The organism is Streptococcus sp. 27098_8_12 (assembly GCF_041432115.1).
In the GTDB taxonomy this organism is placed as follows: domain Bacteria; phylum Bacillota; class Bacilli; order Lactobacillales; family Streptococcaceae; genus Streptococcus; species Streptococcus parasanguinis_V.
The window spans coordinates 1-19,923 of sequence record NZ_JAPVZA010000027.1; the positions used below are offsets into that span (position 1 = coordinate 1).

Sequence of the window (19,923 nt, forward strand, 5' to 3'; positions counted from 1 at the left end):
TTGTCAACATCAGAATCTGAATCAATATCCGAATCAGTCTCAACCTCTGAGTCAGTGTCAGCGTCTGAGTCGGTATCAGCGTCTGAGTCAGTGTCAGCGTCTGAATCGGTCTCAACGTCAGAGTCAGTATCAACGTCCGAATCAGTCTCAGTGTCCGAATCAGTATCAACGTCTGAATCAGCGTCAGCCTCTGAGTCAGTATCAACGTCCGAATCAGTGTCAGCGTCTGAGTCAGTGTCTACGTCCGAATCAGCGTCAGCCTCTGAGTCAGTATCAACGTCCGAATCAGCGTCAGCCTCTGAGTCAGTGTCTACGTCAGAATCAGTCTCGACATCCGAGTTAGCATCTACATCAGAATCTGTATCAATGTCTGAATCGGTGTCGACTTCCGAGTCTGTTTCTGTATCGGAATCAGTATCAGCATCCGAGTCCGTTTCGACTTCTGAATCATTCTCGACATCCGAGTCAGCATCTACCTCAGAATCAGTTTCAGCATCTGAGTCGGTATCAGCGTCTGAGTCGGTATCAGCATCTGAATCAGTGTCAACGTCCGAGTCAGTGTCAACATCAGAGTCAGTGTCTACTTCTGAATCTGCATCTACATCAGAATCGGCATCAACATCGGAGTCAGCGTCAGCCTCTGAATCAGTCTCAACCTCTGAATCAGTATCGACATCCGAGTCAGCATCTACCTCAGAATCAGTTTCAGCGTCTGAGTCGGTATCAGCATCTGAATCAGTGTCAACGTCCGAGTCAGTGTCAACATCAGAATCAGTGTCTACTTCTGAATCTGCATCTACATCAGAATCGGCATCAACATCGGAGTCAGCGTCAGCCTCTGAATCAGTCTCAACCTCTGAATCGGCATCAACATCCGAGTCAGTATCAGCGTCAGAATCGGCATCAGAATCAGCCTCTGCGTCCGAATCAGTCTCTGCATCGGAGTCAGCATCAACGTCCGAATCTGTATCGACATCTGAATCAGTGTCAGCGTCTGAGTCAGTTTCAACCTCAGAATCAGCATCAACCTCTGAATCTGTATCGACCTCAGAATCAGTGTCAACGTCCGAATCGGTTTCTGTATCTGAATCAGCGTCAACTTCTGAATCAGCGTCAACTTCTGAATCGGTGTCAGCGTCCGAATCAGCATCTGCTTCAGAATCAGTCTCAACATCAGAATCAGTCTCAACCTCTGAATCAGTTTCAGCATCCGAGTCAGCATCAACGTCTGAATCGGTGTCAACATCCGAATCGGTTTCTGTATCTGAATCAGTATCATCATCTGAGTCTGTCTCAACGTCTGAGTCGGTGTCAACATCCGAATCGGTTTCAGCCTCAGAATCAGTTTCTGCATCCGAGTCTGTCTCAACCTCTGAATCAGTTTCGGCGTCTGAGTCAGTGTCAACATCAGAATCATTCTCAGTCTCTGAATCAGCCTCTGCGTCCGAGTCAGCGTCAACATCCGAATCAGTTTCTGCATCCGAATCAGTATCAACATCCGAATCAGTGTCTACCTCTGAATCGGCATCTGTATCCGAATCAGTGTTTACGTCTGAATCGGTGTCAACATCCGAATCAGTTTCTGCATCCGAATCAGTATCAACATCCGAATCAGTGTCTACGTCTGAATCGGTGTCAACATCCGAATCAGTATCAACGTCCGAATCAGTCTCGGCATTCGAGTCAGTTTCAGTCTCTGAATCAGTATCAACGTCCGAGTCGGTCTCAGTGTCTGAATCAGTTTCTACCTCTGAGTCGGTCTCAACCTCTGAGTCGGTCTCAACCTCTGAGTCAGCATCAACATCTGAATCAGCCTCTGCGTCCGAGTCAGCGTCAACTTCTGAATCAGTGTCTACTTCAGAGTCGGCATCTACATCTGAGTCAGTTTCAACCTCAGAATCAGTATCAGCGTCGGAATCAGTATCAACGTCTGTGTCAGCGTCTACCTCAGAATCAGTCTCAACATCTGAATCAATCTCGACCTCCGAATCATTGTCAGCATCGTTGAGCAGTTCAGTATCAGAAAGCCAGTCAGTCTCTACTTCGCTTTCAGTTTCGACATCAGTATCTGCATCTGAGTCAGCCTCATTGAGTACCTATGCACCTGAATCAACTTCAACATCAGTAAGTACTTCAGTTTCAGTGAGTCAATCACAATCAGGATCGACATCTGATAGCGGTTCATACTCTAACTCAATGAGCCAATCAATTTCTCGTTCAGAATCAATGTCTGCATCAGAATCAGCAAGTGGATCACAAAAACACAGCCAATCTGTGGCCCTTCCAAATACTGGCGAAACAGGATCTGTAACATCAGCTCTTCTCGGAGTAGTTACAGGGTTAGCTGGAATTGCTGGACTTACCCGACGTAAAAAGAAGGGGAACTGATCTAGTAGGAAATATCATTTTTTTCGAGTGAATCTCATAGGAGATTCACTTTTTTTCTAGTAGAATGAAGTATTTTTAATGTGTTACAAAAAAATTTGAAAATTAAACGATAATATATAAGTTTTTTGTAGCAAATTACTTGAATCTACGTAGTATTGCTGTATAATGAATAATGACTACAATGTAAGGGGAATATCATGCAATTTAAGCGTTCAAAAGGAAACTTTCGTGAAACAGATCGTGTCGTACGCTTCAAATTAATTAAATCAGGAAAAAATTGGCTTCGAGCATCAACAGCTGCTCTAGGCCTCTTTCGCGTGGTGCGTGGGCAAGTGGAGGAGACCATCATTGCCAACGTACAGCAAGATCAAATAGAAAGTCAAAAGCATAGCCAAGCCTTCTTAAAGGGTTTGATTACGGTAGGGACTGTTTTTGGTGGTGCTGTGCTTGCTACGACAGCTAGGGCGGAGGATGCAACATCACTTGCACCAACGGTTTCTGAGACAAAAGAGGAAACCTTGGCAGAAGTGGATAGTGTGGTTTTAGCAAAAACTTCAAGCCAGCCCTCAGAATCCATCTCTGTTTCAGGATCAACTAGCCTTTCTACATCTGTGAGTGTATCTACTTCGATCAGTGAATCTACTTCTTTGTCCTTGAGCGAAGTTGGATCAACTGCATTATCAACGGCACTTAGTGAGTCTGCTCAAGCTCTAGAGTCAGAGGTAGTTGTTGAAGAGCCGACTAGTTTAGAAGAAGCCGTTGTTTTGGAACAAAATACCTCTGAAGCTGAATTGCTTCAAGAAATTGCAGGGAATTACGCATCTAAAATGACGGACACCGATCGCCGAGCAGTGGTCGAAGCGGTCATTAACAAAGTGCAGGCCGAAGTGACTGCAAGTAATAACTTGATCCATACCAATGCCAGTGCTCAAGCTTATGCTGACCAGCGCGATCGTTTGGAGAAAGCTGTCGATGAGATGATGATGACCTTGACAGCAGCAGGTTTTGTGGGAAATACAAATGTAGATGGGAAACCTGCGATCTCTGCTCAGCTGGCTCCACTAGCTGAGGAAACATACTTGGCTGATGATGTATTGGATATGAGCCCGAACCCAGAAGATCCCAATGGTGCGAGTGTAGAAGATCCTACACTTGACACACCAGGATATGCTAAGGATCCTCATCTAGATAAAGATCTCTTAAGATTTTCGCCTGAAGAGTTGAAAAATTTCTTAGGTGAACCCTACACCAATCGTTATACATTTGGTATTTGGGACTTTGTGAATAAACAAGGAGAGTCACTTGGTTACTATGCGACCATGTCGATTGATATCAGTGAGATAGATCCGGAAAAGCATAAGGCAATGGATGTCTATTTCCGCATTGTCCGAAAATCAGATGGGGCTGAAATTTTTTCACAAACTGTATCTCCAGAAGGATATGGCCAAGATATTCAATTACCAAAAGAAGTACTGATTGGTCAGGCTCCCTTTGGGAACAAGGTTTTTAATTCGAAACCTACTACAGGTAATGGGACTTTTGGAATGCTGACGAATTTTATTCCGGAACAGGCTTTCTTATTCCGGAGTATTTATGATGTCATGACGCCTGAGAATCAGGGGCAATTGATTAGAACGTATCCTAGTATCAAAATTCCATCTATGATGGGACAACAATCGACCTTCTATAGAGAAGTGGACCCGAATGGTAGATGGTTTAATGGGCAATATGAACCAACGGGGAAAGAAAGATCCTTACTAGAGTATAGAATCTACGGATTGGAAGGCCAGCATTATACAGCTTCCAATCCACGCGAATTTCCTGGTTATGTACAGGTCCCAGCGCACACCGTGTTCCCGAATCGTAAAAGTGGGGTGTTCGATAATAGTAAGAATGGGAAATCAAGAATTGAACTATTAGGGGATGCGCGTGAGCATTTCATTAAAAGTGAAGTTGTCACCCTTAATCAAAATGGTGATTATTCTCTTCGCTACTATGTTTTAGATCCTTCTAAAATACATGATGTTAGTAGTGGTGATGTAGGAAATGCTAAGGTAACCGATGTATATACACTTGTTTATGAAAAAGAATTTAAACAAGATAATACGGATAACCTTTCAGATTTAGGTGGAACTCGTAAAGTTGAAAGTAAAAACAAGGACTACTTCCTAAATGTCACACCAAAACGAATAGATTACCAACATTTTGAGTTGGATATTACAGGTTGGTTCTCTAGTAAGGAGACAGTTACTTATACAGATGAGAAAACAGGAATAGAATATACTGTTCCAAAACCATTCACGGAACTTCCAAAATCGGCCTACCTCGATAAAAATACGACCATGGTCGTGGGAGAAGATGCAACACCTCAAGGAGCAGATGGTTTTTCCAACTTCAAACAAACGATCAAAAAAATAGTAGATTCGTACCCCTTAACGAGTGTGAATTATTACTATCGGAAGATGACACCGTCAGAATCTGCTTCACAATCTCAAAACTTCTCGATTTCAACTTCAGAGTCACTAGTTTCAGAATCCATTTCATCTTCTCAATCTGTTTCGATCAGTGAGTCCGTTTCCTTGTCACAGGCATCTAGCTCCTCCAGTCAATCGGATTCACAGGTTTCAACCTCGATTTCCTTGTCACAATCTGTCTCGACAAGTGAATCCAACTCGTTGATCCAGGAATCGATCTCCGCAAGTCAGTCGGAGTCGTTGATTCAAGAGTCCGTTTCAGCCAGCCAGTCAGACTCGTTGGTTCAGGAATCTGTATCGGCAAGTCAATCAGAATCCTTGGTTCAGGAATCTGTATCGGCAAGTCAATCCGACTCGTTGGTTCAAGCCTCAGTTTCTGCAAGTCAGTCTGAGTCGTTGCTTCAGGAATCCGTTTCGGCCAGCCAGTCTGATTCCTTGGTTCAAGAATCAGTTTCTTCAAGCCAATCTGAGTCGCTTGTTCAAGAGTCGATTTCAGCGAGTCAATCAGAGTCATTGATTAAAGAATCTGTATCAGCTAGTCAATCCGACTCACAATCAAAAGCAGCATCTAAGAGTGAGTCTGAAAAAGCCTCGAAATCTGTTTCGTTGAGTCAGTCGGTATCCTTATCTAATTTAGCATCTAGATCAATTTCTGTGTCTCAATCGCAGTCAACATCGGCGGTTGGATCGGAGGAAGTGATTTCTCAACTGATTTCCTTGTCACAATCTATTTCGATGAGCAAAAAGCTGTCAGAATCCGTTTCGTTGAGTCAGTCAGAGTCGTTGCTTCAGGAATCCGTATCGGCTAGCCAATCAGACTCGTTAGTACAAGAATCCGTATCTGCCAGCCAATCTGATTCGCTGGTTCAAGAGTCAGTTTCGGCAAGTGAATCGAATTCATTGGCTCAAGAATCGATCTCAGCAAGCCAATCAGATTCGTTAGTTCAAGCATCAGTTTCCGCAAGTCAGTCCGAGTCATTGGTTCAGGAATCAGTATCTGTCAGTCAGTCAGACTCGCTGATTCAAGAATCAGTTTCCGCGAGTCAATCCGACTCGTTGGTTCAGGCATCTGTATCGTCTAGCCAATCCGATTCGTTGCTCAAAGAATCCGTATTAGCTAGTCAATCTGATTCCTTGGTTCAAGCATCCGTTTCCGCAAGTCAGTCCGAGTCATTGGTTCAGGAATCAGTATCTGTCAGTCGGTCAGACTCGCTGATTCAAGCATCAGTTTCCGCGAGTCAATCCGATTCGCTAGTTCAAGAGTCAGTTTCCGCCAGTCAATCTGAGTCCTTGATTCAAGCATCAGTTTCCGAAAGTCAATCGCAATCTACTTCTGATGTCGAATCTAAGTCTCAAATTACAGAATCTATGTCCTTTTCTCGTTCTGATTCAATGAGTCAGTCGGAATCGCAAGTATCGACTGATTTGCAATCAACATCATTGAGTCAATCAGAATCGTTGGTTCAAGCCTCAGTTTCGGCCAGTCAATCAGAGTCATTGATTCAAGAATCGATTTCCGCCAGTCAATCAGAATCGCAATCAAAAGTAGCTTCTGAATCGGCATCTAAGAGTGAGTCTGAAAAAGCCTCGAAATCTGTTTTGTTTAGTCAGTCGGTATCCTTATCTAATTTGGTATCCAAATCAATTTCTGTGTCTCAATCGCAGTCAACATCGGCGGTTGGATCGGAGGAAGTGGTTTCTCAACTGATTTCCTTGTCGCAATCTATTTCGATGAGCGAAAAGCTGTCTGAATCCGTTTCAAGGAGTCAATCCGAATCCTTGGTTCAAGCATCGACTTCAGCGAGCCAATCTGAGTCACAAGTTCAAGCATCAGTCTCCGCAAGCCAGTCTGAATTGTTGATTAAAGAATCTGTTTCTGCCAGTCAATCAGACTCACTGGTACAAGCCTCAATTTCTGCAAGTCAATCAGAGTCTTTGGTTCAGACCTCAGTATCTGCCAGTCAATCCGAATCGCAATCAAAAGTAGCTTCTGAATCAGCATCTAAGAGTGAGTCTGAAAAAGCCTCGAAATCTGTTTTGTTGAGTCAGTCGGTATCCTTATCTGATTTAGCGTCTAGATCCATTTCTATGTCTCAATCGCAGTCAACATCGGCGGTTGGATCGGAAGAAGTGGTTTCTCAACTGATTTCCTTGTCGCAATCTATTTCGATGAGCAAAAAGCTGTCTGAATCTGTTTCAATGAGTCAATCCGAATCCTTGGTTCAAGCTTCGATTTTGGCAAGTCAATCAGACTCACTGGTCCAAGCGTCGATTTCAGCGAGCCAGTCTGAATCGTTGATCCAAGCTTCGATCTCTAATAGCCAATCAGAGTCGTCGGTACAAGCGTCGGTTTCCGCGAGTCAATCGGAATCACTGGTCCAAGCTTCGGTTTCCGCGAGTCAATCAGATTCGTTAGTTCAAACTTCTGCCTCAACAAGCGAATCAGCTTCAACTTCTAATGTCGTAGCTGCATCGCAGGCTTCAGAGTCTGGATCGTTCTCTCGATCAGTTTCAGAGAGTCTATCTGCTTCACAATGGGCATCTCATTCAGAATCTCTAGCGTCAGCCTCGTTATCGAAGTCTGACTCCTATAGCCAATCAACTTCGCTCCTTTCAACAAGCGAATCAGCTTCAACGTCGATGCCAGTGTCTGAATTCTCTTTGACGAGTGTCTCAGAATCTATGAGCGCATCATCGACAGAGAGTCAATCCTTATCGCAGGAAATTTCTGAATGGATCAGTGTGTCTTATGCGTCAAGTTTCTCTGCTGTGACCAGTTCTTCGGAGTCTGTCGTGTCTTCGTTTGGCACCTCTTACTCAGAATCTCCATCAGACACAAGCTCACTAACTGCGGCGCACTCTTCCGGACCTGCTCTTCCAGAGACAGGTGCCCATCCTTCATCTAATATTCTTGCTACAGGAGCTTCCATTCTTCTGTCTGGATTAGCCCTTTTAGGAATTCGGAAAAAAGATGGCAAATAAAACCTTAAAAGACCGGAATGAACCGGTCTTTTATTGATCTAGAATGTCTAAGAAGTTGGGAAATATGTTATAATGAATGAGGAAGTTTTCGTTGAGGGATATGAAAAAGGTTACTTTGTGAAAAGCTCTGTTTGCCTTCATATCTTCAGAAAATATGGGATTAAAAAAGAAGAGTCAGAGGAAAGAGATGAAAATCCATTTTACAAATTTATTTGGGCAATCTTCAAAAAGTGTTGCTCTGATGGCCCAAAACGATATCATGAATGTCGTTCGCGAGCTTGGGGTCAATGAATTAGGGATCTACTTTTATGATCATAGCAATGAACCAGCTAGTGAATTGAACTCGCGAATGGATGGGATTTTAGCAGGCGTTGCTTTTGGGGATATCGTCTTCGTTCAATCGCCTTCTTGGAATGGGATTGAGTGGGACCGCCGTTTGGTTGATAAGTTAAAACTCCTTCAAACCAAGTTGGTCATGTTTATCCACGATGTCCCACCGCTTATGTTTGAGAGTAATTATTACCTGATGCCCAACTATATCGACATGTACAATCAGAGTGATCTGGTCGTTGTTCCATCAGAGCAAATGTACCATCGTCTAGTATCAGAAGGGCTTACTGTTAAAAAATATGTGGTACAAAAGTTGTGGGATTTGACCCACAGTTTGGATCTCTATACCCCGCAATTTGAGAAAAAACTGATCTTCTCAGGAAATCCGTCGCGTTTCCCTCATATCATCGACTGGAAATATGAGACACCCCTTCATGTCTATACTGAACCAGTTGAAGGAGTTGATTATTCCAAGGTCCATATTGAAGGCTGGCGAACCAAGCAAGAGTTGCTTTTGGAGCTTTCTAAGGGTGGTTTTGGGCTGGTCTGGGGAAATTCAGAGAACCCCGAGGATGAGCGAGATTACTACAAAGAAAATATTTCCTACAAATTATCGACTTACTTATCCGCAGGTCTTCCAGTAGTCGTGCCAGACTATTTGTCAAATGCAGACTATATTCGAGAAAAAGGGCTCGGTTTTGTAGCCTCCAGTCTTGAAGAAGCCAATCGTTTGGTCCAAGACTGTACAGAAGAAGAGTATGCCCAAATGGTCCGAAAGGCTCAATATACTTCTTATTTGATCCGCAATGGCTATTTTACAAAGAAATTATTTGTCGATACCATCATGGCTTTAGGAGAATAATATCCAAGTAAACAAGATTCTTCAGATAAACATCTGAAGGATTTTTTGTTGAATACGGTACCAAATGGGGAAATTGAAATATTATCAAATATTAGTGACAAATGAGTTTGGAAAAGTCGCAAATTATGGTAAAATAAGTTGAGATAAAATGCTCTAAAGGCACATATTTAAAGGCTGTTTCCCTGGTGAAAGAGTCAAAATGAGTAAGAGAAAGTTTAAAAGAAATGTTAAAACGATCTGAAGTAGGAAAGAGATTTTGTTGGACGATATTTTTCGTCTTTATTTATGTTTTGGGAAGTAAAATTTCCCTGCCTTTTGTTGACTTATCAAAGGCCTTGAGACTCAATGAGGGAACGACAACGGGCTTGCAGCTCTCAAGCGCTGTGATGGGGGGAAACCTCCGCGGAATGTCGATCTTTTCGATCGGTCTATCCCCATGGATGTCTTCCATGATTTTGTGGCGGATGTTTACCGTTTCAAAACGCTTTAACCTCGAAAAAACCAGCACGGAGATTGTGGAGCGACGAAAGATGTACGTGACCTTGGCGCTCGCCATCGTCCAGTCTTTGGCAGTGGCCATGTATCTCCCTTTGAAGACAGGGTTGAACCCCGGGCTTGTCATTGCGGTCAATACCATGATTATGGTAGCCGGAGCCTTCTTTTTAGTTTGGCTCTCCGATCTAAATGCCGCTTTGGGGCTTGGAAGTTCTGTTGTGATCATGATGGCTGGGATGGTTATGTACCTGCCAGAAGACGTGATGCAGACCCTTTCAAATGTCAATAATATCCCAGAAATCGCTTATGTTCTGGGTGTGATTTTCATCTTGATTTTTGTCTATGTGGCAGTCTTGGTGGAATATTCTAAGTACCAGATTCCTGTCAATAAATTAGGGATCCACAACAACTTGAAAAGTTATACTTTTTTGGATATCAAGCTTAACCCGGCAGGAGGGATGCCCTTCATGTACGCCATGACCTTGGTGTCCATTCCTCAGTATGCTATGCTCTTGATCTTGTCAATGGATTCCAATGCCAAGTGGGCTGCTCGTTTAGCCAAACACTTGGTGATGGGAGATCCGATTTGGATTCTTCTTTACATTCTGATGATCGCCCTTCTCTCTTTTGCTTTTGCCTTTGTCAATGTGAATGGAGAAGAAATTGCAGATAAGATGATGAAGGCTTCCGAGTATATCGATCATGTCTATCCTGGAGCAGATACACGTCGCTATATCAATAAAATTGTGCTACGCTTGACGGTTTTTGGGACTTTGTATCTGATCCTCTTCACGGCGCTTCCTTTTTCTCTCTTGTTATGGGATAAGGATCTTTTGCGCTTGACCATGATTCCAGGAACCTTCCTCATGTTTGTCGGGATGATTTACAATATCCGAGAAGAAATTCGTGCCCTTCGTGTGAATCAACGTTATACAAGAATATTCTAGGAGTAACCATGTATTATTTTGTACCAGCCTGGTATGGAACGGACCGCATCTGGCAGCAAACCGCTACCCCTTGGTACTGGATGCGAGAGTCCATTGAATTTGACGATACCATTAATCAAGTTCGTATTTTTCAAGAAGCAGAAATGGATCGGATCTTATTGCTGCCTCAATATAGTCCACAACTGCGCTATTTTTTGCACCGCCAAGATTTGTTAGAGACAGATGTGCTTTCGATTTTTGATAAGATCCAACAGGTTCCGTCTGATTTGGCTATGCGCCCAGTTCAGCTTCAGGACATCGAATGGCCGAGTGAGACCACTTTTTCCTATACTCCCTTTTTGGTGATGGCATTTCGAAAGGGCCACCACCTAGCAAAAATTGATATGGGAGTGGATGGAAACCTTCTCTCTTTGACCCGTTATAAGAATGACGAGATCAGCTACATCGAGTACTTAGATGATCGTGGCTTTATCTCTAGTAGAATCTACTACAATGAGGGAAAACCCTATTTCCAAGAGTATCTGAGTTTTGATGGGCAATGGGTTTTGAGAGAGATGTTGATCGAAGAGAACCACTCCGTCATGGTCAATGAAGCTTTCTTTCCTGCCTTCAAAAAAGAAAGCTATGCCAATATGGGAGAAGTTGTAGCTGAAAAGATGAAGGAACAGTTGGCAGCCTTGGTACCAGGACGAGATCAGTTGGTCTTAGCTGCTCATCCAGCAAATTTGGCTTTTTTACAGGATACAGCAAGTAGCGTCAAGAAAGTCTTGTCCTTCTATGGGGATCGCCAGCCCTTATCTGCTGAAAACTTTGCCCTCTATTTTGATATGATTGATGCCCAGCTCTTGATTACAGATAGTGAAAAAACCAAAGAAGCGATTGGGGTCTTTTCTCCTAGCTTGGCTCAAAAGACACACCGGATTACCTCTTTTGACTCCCGCCTTCGTTTGGGATCTAGTCAGGAGCGCAAGGAATCGAAGATTTACTTTTATGTCAATGAAGCCGAGCTTCCAAGTAAGAGCCAGCTCAAGAAGGTTCTGGAGGTCTTGGCGCAACATCCTTTATTTGAAGTTGTTTTTGCATTTTACAATGGATCACCGGAGCGTGTTAAGGAATTAGAAGGGCAACTCGAGGAATTGATCGCTAGCGAGCAGGACTTGCATCTGGTTCAATCACCAGCCCAAATGGAAGGGCTTGGGGAAAACCAGATCATCGATGAAGAGTCTGTACAAGACGCACCGGACTATCGCTTTGTAGTTAAGAATTTTTCAAATGAAAATGACATTATTCAAGAGTTGGAAAAAACACGCTTGATCGTAGATTTAAGCGAGGAACCCAACCTCTATACGCAGATTGCAGGGATCTCTGCTGGGATTCCTCAAGTCAACCGCGTCCAGACAGAATATGTCGATCATTTGAAAAATGGTTATGTCTTATCAAAGGGAGACAAGGAATTAGAGAAGGCGATTACTCACTTTTTATTGGAATTGAAGCCTTGGAACGAAGCCTTGGTCTACTCGATCGAAAAAATTCAAGAATACACCGGTCAACGCTTGATCGAGAAATGGGAAGGATGGATGAAAGAACGTCATGGATAAAAAATTACAAATACCCCATATTCTCCAAATCGGCTCAAGCAGTTGGCGAGATCAGGTGGAGCTTCCTGCTGGACTAGGCTGGCACTTTTTTCAAGCTGCCGCTCTTCCATCGCTCAAAGAGTATATGGAAGAAGAGGAAATCTCCAAATTCAAAGCCTTGATTCTAGAAAAGCCAGAAGATTTACTAGCTCTAGGAGAAGACCTGGCTTATTTCCAGCCTTATACCGTTTTTTATGATCAAAGCTATGAACTAGAGGCGCCTTCTGACGAATTGGCCCACCTCTTAAGGCTCAAGCAAGCAAGGTCCTGGGATTTCTCAAACAAGCATCAATTTCTCTATGTCTTAGAGCGCTTTTTATACGACAATCAATATGGAGATGCCTTTACGGTTCGTGACCTGCGAGTGAGACCGGATTTTGCTGGCCAGCAAACGGTGCTGGGGCAACATTTTCTGAAGTTAGATGGATCTTACGGTGAAGAGTTTACACCGATTGCTCAGTGGGTCTACAACTACGTGTATGATGCTAGTCGTCCCATCAATTTTTGGTTGGAATATGAAAAAGATCCAAGCTGTCAGCTGCAATTGCGGATTCAATTTTACCGCTTTGGTGCTCTGGGAGAGTGGGTCAAAGATGCAGTCTTTTCAGAAGAAGAGATGGCACAACCACTAGAATTGGATGGAGCAGAACCTTATTACCTAGCCTTTTCGCTGGAAGCAAAAGGAGAAGGGACGCTTACGATCGGAGCCTTGCATAAGCGCTTGTCACATGGTCCTTTAGGAGAGATGACCGTAGGAGCTAAGACGCTACGGGACCACAAACGCCAAGAAATTTTTGCTTATTTCCATCCTGGCGATATGAAGCCGCCTTTAAACATTTATTTCTCTGGGTATCGCCCGGCCGAAGGTTTTGAAGGGTTTGGGATGTTGCGTGCGATGGGGAGTCCCTTTATTCTCTTTTCTGACCCAAGACTGGAAGGTGGATCCTTCTATATGGGCTCAGAAGAATTGGAAAATCAAGTCACTGCCTTTATTGATCAGCACTTGGACTTGCTCGGCTTTGAGCCAAAAGATATGAATTTCTCAGGCTTGTCCATGGGGACCTTTGGTGCCCTTTACTATGGTGCCCTTTATTCTCCTCATGCGATCTTGGTCGGAAAACCCATTGTCAACCTGGGGGATGTCGCTGCCAATCTGAAATTTAAACGTCCAGATGAGTTTGGAACATCCCTAGATATGATGCAGTTGATCATTGGTCAAGTGTCGCAAGAAGGGATCGGTCAGCTGAATCAACGTTTCTGGGACCGGTTTAACCAGGCAGATTTCAAGGATACGATTTTAGCCCTTGCCTATATGAGGGATGATGACTATGACCAGCAGGCTTATCCAGATATTTTAGAGGCCTTGTATGAATTGCCGGTTCGTATTATCAGCACTAGCCGTGCCGGTCGACACAATGATGCGAGTGGTCCGATCATTGAGTGGTTTGTGACCCAGTACAAAGAAATCATGGAAAGAGACTTTGGAAGAAACCAATGATAAAAATAAAAGAAAATGAAAGCAGACGAATCTACTGGGGCGATACTGTTCTAGCAGATTATCTTTGGGGGTCGACCATTCAGGCGACTGCCCAAGGAAGCGTTCAGTTTCAGAACCCCCTCATGCCATCTGGTCAAGTGCTGAAAACTTGGCATTCGCAGACAAATTTTGGCGCAACTCGTCAAATTCCGAGTCTGCCCCTGCTCAAAAGAGAGCAAGATTATGAACTGGTTATCACGATGGAAGCGACTCCCGCTCATACCGTTATGGTAGAAATCATCTTTAAAGATCGCTTTGGAGAGGTCGTTGGCCGTCGAGTAACCGCAGAAGGTCGCTTGCCGTTTACCTATCCAGATCAAGCATACGCCTATGAAGTACGCTTGCTCAGTGCAGGTTTGCAAGAGTTTACCTTCCACTATTTCACGATTCAACCAATATCGTCTGAGGGAGCAGAAGTTCTCGAATAGACGAACATCACTGCAAAAAAAGAGGATTACATTGGATTACGTTAAATTAAGAAACATCAAAAAAATCTTAAAAGAAGTCAATAGCTGGAAGGATGACATGGCCCGCTTGACGGATCGACAACTACAGGAGAAGACTGTGGAATTTCGGGAACGTCTAGCTAAGGGTGAGACCTTGGATGATCTCTTGCCGGAAGCATTTGCGGTTGCGCGGGAAGCTGATAAACGGGTCTTGGGCATGTTTCCTTATGACGTGCAAGTCATGGGAGGAATTGTCCTCCACCAAGGCAATGTCGCTGAAATGAATACCGGTGAAGGAAAGACCTTGACGGCAACTATGCCGGTTTATCTCAATGCCTTAGAGGGCAAAGGGGTCATGGTTATTACGACCAATACCTATCTGGCAACTCGGGATGCAGAAGAGATGGGACAGGTCTACCGCTTTTTGGGCTTGACTGTTGGAGTTCCCTTGAAACAATCAGAAGACGAAGAATTAGATCCAGAAGTCAAACGGGAGATTTACCGGTCAGATGTCATTTATACGACTAATACTAGTCTGGGCTTTGACTATTTAACAGAGAACTTGACGGCTTCTGCAGATGGCCAGTTTTTAGCAGACTTCAATTACGCCATTGTCGATGAGATTGATTCGGTGCTTCTAGATAGTGCCCAGACTCCCTTGATTATTTCTGGTTCTCCTCGGGTTCAGTCCAACCTTTATGGGATTATTGATACCCTGATCCAAACCTTCAAAGAAGGGGAAGACTTCAAGTTTGATGAAGAAAAGAAACGAGTTTGGTTGACTCGAAAAGGAGCTCATGCAGCAGAAGCCTTTCTAGCCATTCCCAACCTCTATGATCCCCAATACCGTGACTTGGTCCGCCATATCAGCCTAGCCCTGCAGGCCAATAAAAACTTTATTAAGGATAAGGATTATGTCATTCATCCCAATGTTGAAGGGCAACCGGAGATTGTCTTACTAGACCAGGCGACGGGTCGCTTGATGGAAATGACCCGCTTGCAAGGAGGACTCCACCAGGCGATTGAAGCCAAAGAGGGTCTCAAGCTGACCCAAGAAACACGGGCCATGGCTTCTATTACTTACCAAAACCTCTTTAAGATGTTTCGGAAGTTGGGAGGCATGACCGGGACTGGGAAGGTCGCTGAGGCAGAGTTTCTTGATACCTATGCTATGTCAGTGATCAAGATCCCAACCAATCGCAAGAAGATCCGCAAAGATTTGCCGGATGAAATCTATCAGACCTTGCCGGAGAAAATCGTGGCTTCTCTGGATTATGTGAAGAAGGTCCATGAAAAGGGTAATCCGATTCTGGTCTTTGCCGGATCGGTTGAAATGTCGATTCTTTATTCGAATCTTCTTTTGCGGGAAGGGATCCCTCACAATCTTCTCAATGCTAACAATGCTCCTCGAGAGGCCCAGATCATTAAGGAATCAGGTCGAAAAGGAGCCGTGACGGTTGCGACCTCAATGGCCGGTCGGGGAACTGATATCAAGTTGGGACCAGGAGTCGCTGAGTTAGGTGGCTTGGTGGTTGTTGGGACTGAGCGGATGATGAACCAGCGGATTGACCTTCAAATTCGTGGACGTTCAGGTCGTCAAGGAGATCCCGGTTTGACCAAGTTCTTCGTCTCTTTGGAAGACGATTTGATGAAAAACTGGGGGCCAGACTGGATCCAGGATACCTATCAAGACTATGATGTGGATGAGCGGATTGGTTCAGCCAAAGCTCTGACCAAGCGCAAGTATAGAAACTTGGTGGAACGGGCCCAAAATGCTAGTGAAAGTTCTGGTCAGGCCAGTCGTCGGATGACGTTAGAATTTGCGGAAAGCATGAACATTCAGCGTGCCATCGTCTACGAAGAGCGCGACCGCTTGATCAAACAAGAAGGACGCTTGGATGATATCGTTGAAAAAGTGCTTCGTTCCGTCTTTTCAAGTGTAGCCCATAAAAAAGAATACAAGGAACCGGTAGCTTTTTATCGCTATATGTTAGACAATGTTAGTTACCAAGTGGATCCGGAAAAGGCCCACCAAACCTTCCGTAGCAAGAAAACCAAAGAGAATTTCTTATGGGAGATTGCTAAAAGCGAGTTGGAAGCTAAGTATGAGATCTTAGGCACCGATGAAGTGATCGCCCAATTCCAGCGCATGGCCATCCTAAAAGCTATCGATGAAAACTGGGTCGAGCAGGTAGACTATCTGCAACAATTGCGCATGGCGCTCTCTGGTCAGTACACCAGTCAGAAAAACCCTTTGGTAGAATTTTTCCAAGAAGCCTACCAATCCTTTGAACGAATGAAAGAGGCGGCCAAAGAACAAATGGTCCGCAATCTCTTACTGAGTCGAGTAGAAATCAATAAAAAAGGGGAAATTGTCTTGCATTTCCCATAAAAGAGGACATTATGACAGTATACAATATCAACCTTGGAATCGGTTGGGCCAGCAGTGGTGTTGAGTATGCCCAGGCCTACCGTGCCCAGTTGTTACGCAATATCCATCAACCAGCCAAGTTTGTTTTTATGGATATGATCTTAGCCGATAATATCCAGCATTTAACAGAAAATATCGGTTTTAAAAATGATGAAATCATCTGGCTCTATAGCCATTTTACAGATATAAAAATTGCGCCAACGACCTATACCATTGATCAGGTCTTAGCAGGTTTTGCCGGAAAACCGACTCGGGAAGAAGTCGACGGCAAGATCAAGCGCTTCTTTTATGAGGACCAGGACAATTTTTTGACCTGCTACCTGCGCGAAGAAAACAGTCCTTATGTCGAACGCTGCGAGTACGTGTCTAGAGGGATTTTGGTGAGAAAGGATTATTTCTCCTATACCCGCTATTGTACAGAGTATTTCATTCCTAAGAACAACCAAGCCAACTTGATTGAGCGCCGCTTTTACAATGAAGACGGGACGGTTGCCTACAGCATGCAGATGGCGGATGGCCGCGAAATCTATCGTTTCCCAGATCGCTATCTAGTTGGTCGCCAAGAATTGATCCGCTACTTCATGCAAACCCTTCAATTGACCAAACAAGATCTGGTGATTTTGGATCGGGAAACCAATATCGGTCAGCCTATCTTTGAAGAAGCGCAAAAAGCCCGCCTGGGTGTGGTCGTCCATGCAGAGCACTTCAGTGCCAATAATGTTGACGATCAGTATATCCTGTGGAACAACTACTACGAGTACCAATTTACCAATGCTGACAAGGTGGACTTCTTTATTGTTGCGACCGACCGTCAAAAAGAAATCTTAGCCGAGCAGTTTGCCAAATACACCAACCATCAGCCAGCCATCTATACCATTCCAGTTGGGAGTCTTGCAAGCTTGCCACAAAACGAAAATCGCACCCCATTTTCTATGATTACTGCCTCTCGTTTGGCGACAGAAAAGCATATTGACTGGTTAGTGCGAGCAGTGGTTCGCGCCAAAAAAGAATTGCCAGAACTGTCTTTTGATATCTATGGAAAAGGTGGAGAAGAAGGCAAGCTGCGTTCTCTGATTGATGAATTGGGGGCGGCAGACTATATCCATCTCAAAGGGCATGCCAATCTAGAGAAAATTTATAAGAATTATGAGGTTTACCTGTCAGCGTCGACTAGTGAAGGCTTTGGGTTGACCTTGATGGAAGCGATTGGTTCTGGACTTCCGATTATCGGTTTTGACGTTCCTTATGGCAACCAGACCTTTGTCACAGAAGGGGAAAATGGCTATCTCATTCCGCCTTCAGCAGATCAAGTGGTCGACCAGATCGCTGCTGCCTATGCGGAAAAAATGATCCAGCTATACAAAAAAGATGATCTAGCCAGCATGCGTCAAGCATCTTATGCGCGTGCAGAAGACTTTTTGACCAGCCGAGTAGAAGAAGCTTGGGCACAATTGATAGAAGAGGTGACACATGCTGAACGTATTTGATAGTTATTCTCGTGAAAGCCAAGACTTGCTCCACTCCATGAAAGAGTCTGGCTTTGACCACCCGACCGTTGTTTTGGAGCCAAATGGTTTCTTACCAGACGGTGTCGAGTCTCCATTTATCTATTTCTTAGGACAAGCAAAAGGAGAGAAGCGCGGACGCTACTTTAATGAAGTTCCAGTGCCTGATTTCTGGGAAGTTTCTGGGGATAACAGTTCGGGAAAAGTGACCTACTATGGTCAGGAAAAAGCTCGAATTGTGTACCATGCTGCTTCCTATAAACGCATCGTTGAGCGCTTAGAGTGGTTAGATGACAAAGGGCAAGTGGTCATGGTTGAGCACTATGACCAATACGGTCGTAAGATTGCTGTAACGACTTGTGGTGATCAAGGTCAGTATTTGGTGACTACTTATTTTGAAGGGGATACCGAGCGCTTGACAGAAAATCACCAAACAGGGGATTTGATCTTGACCTTGGACCATCAACCCATGCGGATTTTCAAGAATCGCTTAGATTACTTTGCCTTTTATCTAGAGTATCGTGGTTTTGATCTAGATGGTTTGGTCTACAATACGCTGGCTACCTCCTTTAGCATTAGTCTCCAGCTAGGCAATAAAGGCATCAAAGGACGCGACGTCTTGGTGTGGCAGGAGCCTCTTCACGACAGTCTTCCGGGGAACATGCAGTTGATTCTAAAGAGCCCAGAAATCCGGACCAAGAAGATCTTGATTCCGCAAAACGCGACCTATCATCGTGCTTTGCAGTTGACCTCGCAAGATCAGCATAGCTATTTTGGTCCCCTTGGCTACCTGTATGATTTCAAGGTGAAAGACGATATCCGTAAAGACGCCTTTGTCTTGACCAATTCGGATCAGATTGAAGCCTTGACCTACCTAGTAGAGAGCTTGCCAAATGTGACCTTCCGTGTAGCAGCTTTGACGGAGATGTCTGCGAGCCTCTTGTCTATGGTCCGCTATCCAAATGTGGTCTTGTACCAAAATATCAGTCAAGAGCGGATCAAAGAGTTGCTTAAGGTCTCTAGTATTTATCTGGATATCAACCACTATGCAGAGGTACAAGGCATTGTTCGCAAGGCCTTCGAACACCAGCAAGTCATCCTTGCCTTTAGCCATACCCTGCATGACCGCCACTTCCTCGCACAAGCCAATATCTTTGATCAAGGAAAAGAAGCAGATATGGTGGCCCGTATCCAGGAAATCTACCAATCTGTGGATAACTACAGAGAAGCCGTTGCGCAACAAATTGCTCAATCAAGTAGCGTTGAGCCAGCTGTTTTCAAAGCTCGCTTGCAAGAAGGGATAGGTGGACACAGTGAGTGATCGTAAGAAAGATTTATTTTACAAAGAAGTAGAAGGAAGGATGGAGTCTCTCAAACGCCGTCCTGCCGAAAAAGAAAAGACGACACGTTCTGAAAAGATCAATGTTACTTTTAATGTGATCATTGGTTTGGTGATTCTGCTGGGAGTTATTTTTACCCTCTTCAGAGTGTTAGGAGGATCCTAAGATGGAAATGGTATTTGCAATCGGGATCTCGATCTTATCCCTCGCTCTTGTGGTTCTGATCACCTTGCAGCCTCGCCAACAACAATCGCTTTCAACAGATGCGACCAGTAACCTAGGAAAGCCAAGTTACTGGCGCTCCCACCGTGGACTCAAGCTAGCGACCCTCGTTGTTAGTATCGTCTTTCTCGTATCCTTATTTCTTTATATGATGGTCGTACAGGCCTAGTTTCTAATAGAATGGATAAAAAGAAGTTGGTATTCTCCAACTTCTTTTAGAATGTAATCCATCTGTTTCTTACATAATGCAACCTAAATGATACTTAAAAAATTAAAGAAATATCTACAATTTGAAGAGGCTGGGACAAAAGTCCTAGCCTCTCAATT

Annotated in this window: 12 protein-coding genes; all 12 read left to right on the forward strand. The window is 44.2% G+C overall.

The features are described from left to right. Positions 1–2,388: LPXTG cell wall anchor domain-containing protein (locus O3629_RS09600; protein ID WP_371609113.1), on the forward strand; the 2,388-nt coding region annotated here is incomplete at its 5' end. Between the two features lie 197 nt (positions 2,389–2,585). Beyond that, on the forward strand, positions 2,586–7,844 hold the full coding sequence (locus tag O3629_RS09605; RefSeq protein WP_371609114.1) for an accessory Sec-dependent serine-rich glycoprotein adhesin: 5,259 nt from the start codon (positions 2,586–2,588) through the stop codon (positions 7,842–7,844). Positions 7,845–8,031: 187 nt separating this feature from the next. After that, positions 8,032–9,036: a sugar transferase gene (locus O3629_RS09610; RefSeq protein ID WP_155200149.1), complete on the forward strand. Its 1,005-nt coding sequence runs from the start codon at positions 8,032–8,034 to the stop codon at positions 9,034–9,036. A gap of 224 nt (positions 9,037–9,260) precedes the next feature. Next, positions 9,261–10,478 (forward strand): accessory Sec system protein translocase subunit SecY2, encoded by a 1,218-nt coding sequence (gene secY2, locus O3629_RS09615; protein WP_045759956.1) that lies wholly within the window; start codon positions 9,261–9,263, stop codon positions 10,476–10,478. Positions 10,479–10,486: 8 nt separating this feature from the next. Next, entirely contained in the window at positions 10,487–12,076 is a 1,590-nt protein-coding gene (asp1, locus tag O3629_RS09620) for an accessory Sec system protein Asp1 (protein ID WP_070590207.1), read from the forward strand. Beyond that, positions 12,069–13,613 carry an accessory Sec system protein Asp2 gene (gene asp2, locus O3629_RS09625; RefSeq protein WP_070590204.1) on the forward strand — a complete coding sequence of 515 codons (1,545 nt, stop codon included), beginning with the start codon at positions 12,069–12,071 and terminating at the stop codon, positions 13,611–13,613. Before asp1 ends, asp2 begins: the two co-directional genes overlap by 8 nt. After that, entirely contained in the window at positions 13,610–14,080 is a 471-nt protein-coding gene (asp3, locus tag O3629_RS09630; RefSeq protein WP_049491737.1) for an accessory Sec system protein Asp3, read from the forward strand. The genes asp2 and asp3 overlap by 4 nt, the downstream gene beginning before the upstream one ends. A 25-nt stretch (positions 14,081–14,105) precedes the next feature. Further along, positions 14,106–16,490: an accessory Sec system translocase SecA2 gene (secA2, locus tag O3629_RS09635; RefSeq protein ID WP_080934963.1), complete on the forward strand. Its 2,385-nt coding sequence runs from the start codon at positions 14,106–14,108 to the stop codon at positions 16,488–16,490. A gap of 11 nt (positions 16,491–16,501) precedes the next feature. Beyond that, on the forward strand, positions 16,502–18,016 hold the full coding sequence (gtfA, locus tag O3629_RS09640; RefSeq protein ID WP_070590199.1) for an accessory Sec system glycosyltransferase GtfA: 1,515 nt from the start codon (positions 16,502–16,504) through the stop codon (positions 18,014–18,016). After that, on the forward strand, positions 18,000–19,355 hold the full coding sequence (gtfB, locus tag O3629_RS09645) for an accessory Sec system glycosylation chaperone GtfB (protein ID WP_070594469.1): 1,356 nt from the start codon (positions 18,000–18,002) through the stop codon (positions 19,353–19,355). The genes gtfA and gtfB overlap by 17 nt, the downstream gene beginning before the upstream one ends. Beyond that, on the forward strand, positions 19,348–19,539 hold the full coding sequence (gene asp4, locus O3629_RS09650; RefSeq protein WP_003003066.1) for an accessory secretory system protein Asp4: 192 nt from the start codon (positions 19,348–19,350) through the stop codon (positions 19,537–19,539). Before gtfB ends, asp4 begins: the two co-directional genes overlap by 8 nt. Position 19,540: 1 nt before the next feature. Then, positions 19,541–19,765: a preprotein translocase subunit SecG gene (locus O3629_RS09655; RefSeq protein WP_003003038.1), complete on the forward strand. Its 225-nt coding sequence runs from the start codon at positions 19,541–19,543 to the stop codon at positions 19,763–19,765. Positions 19,766–19,923 lie beyond the last annotated feature (158 nt).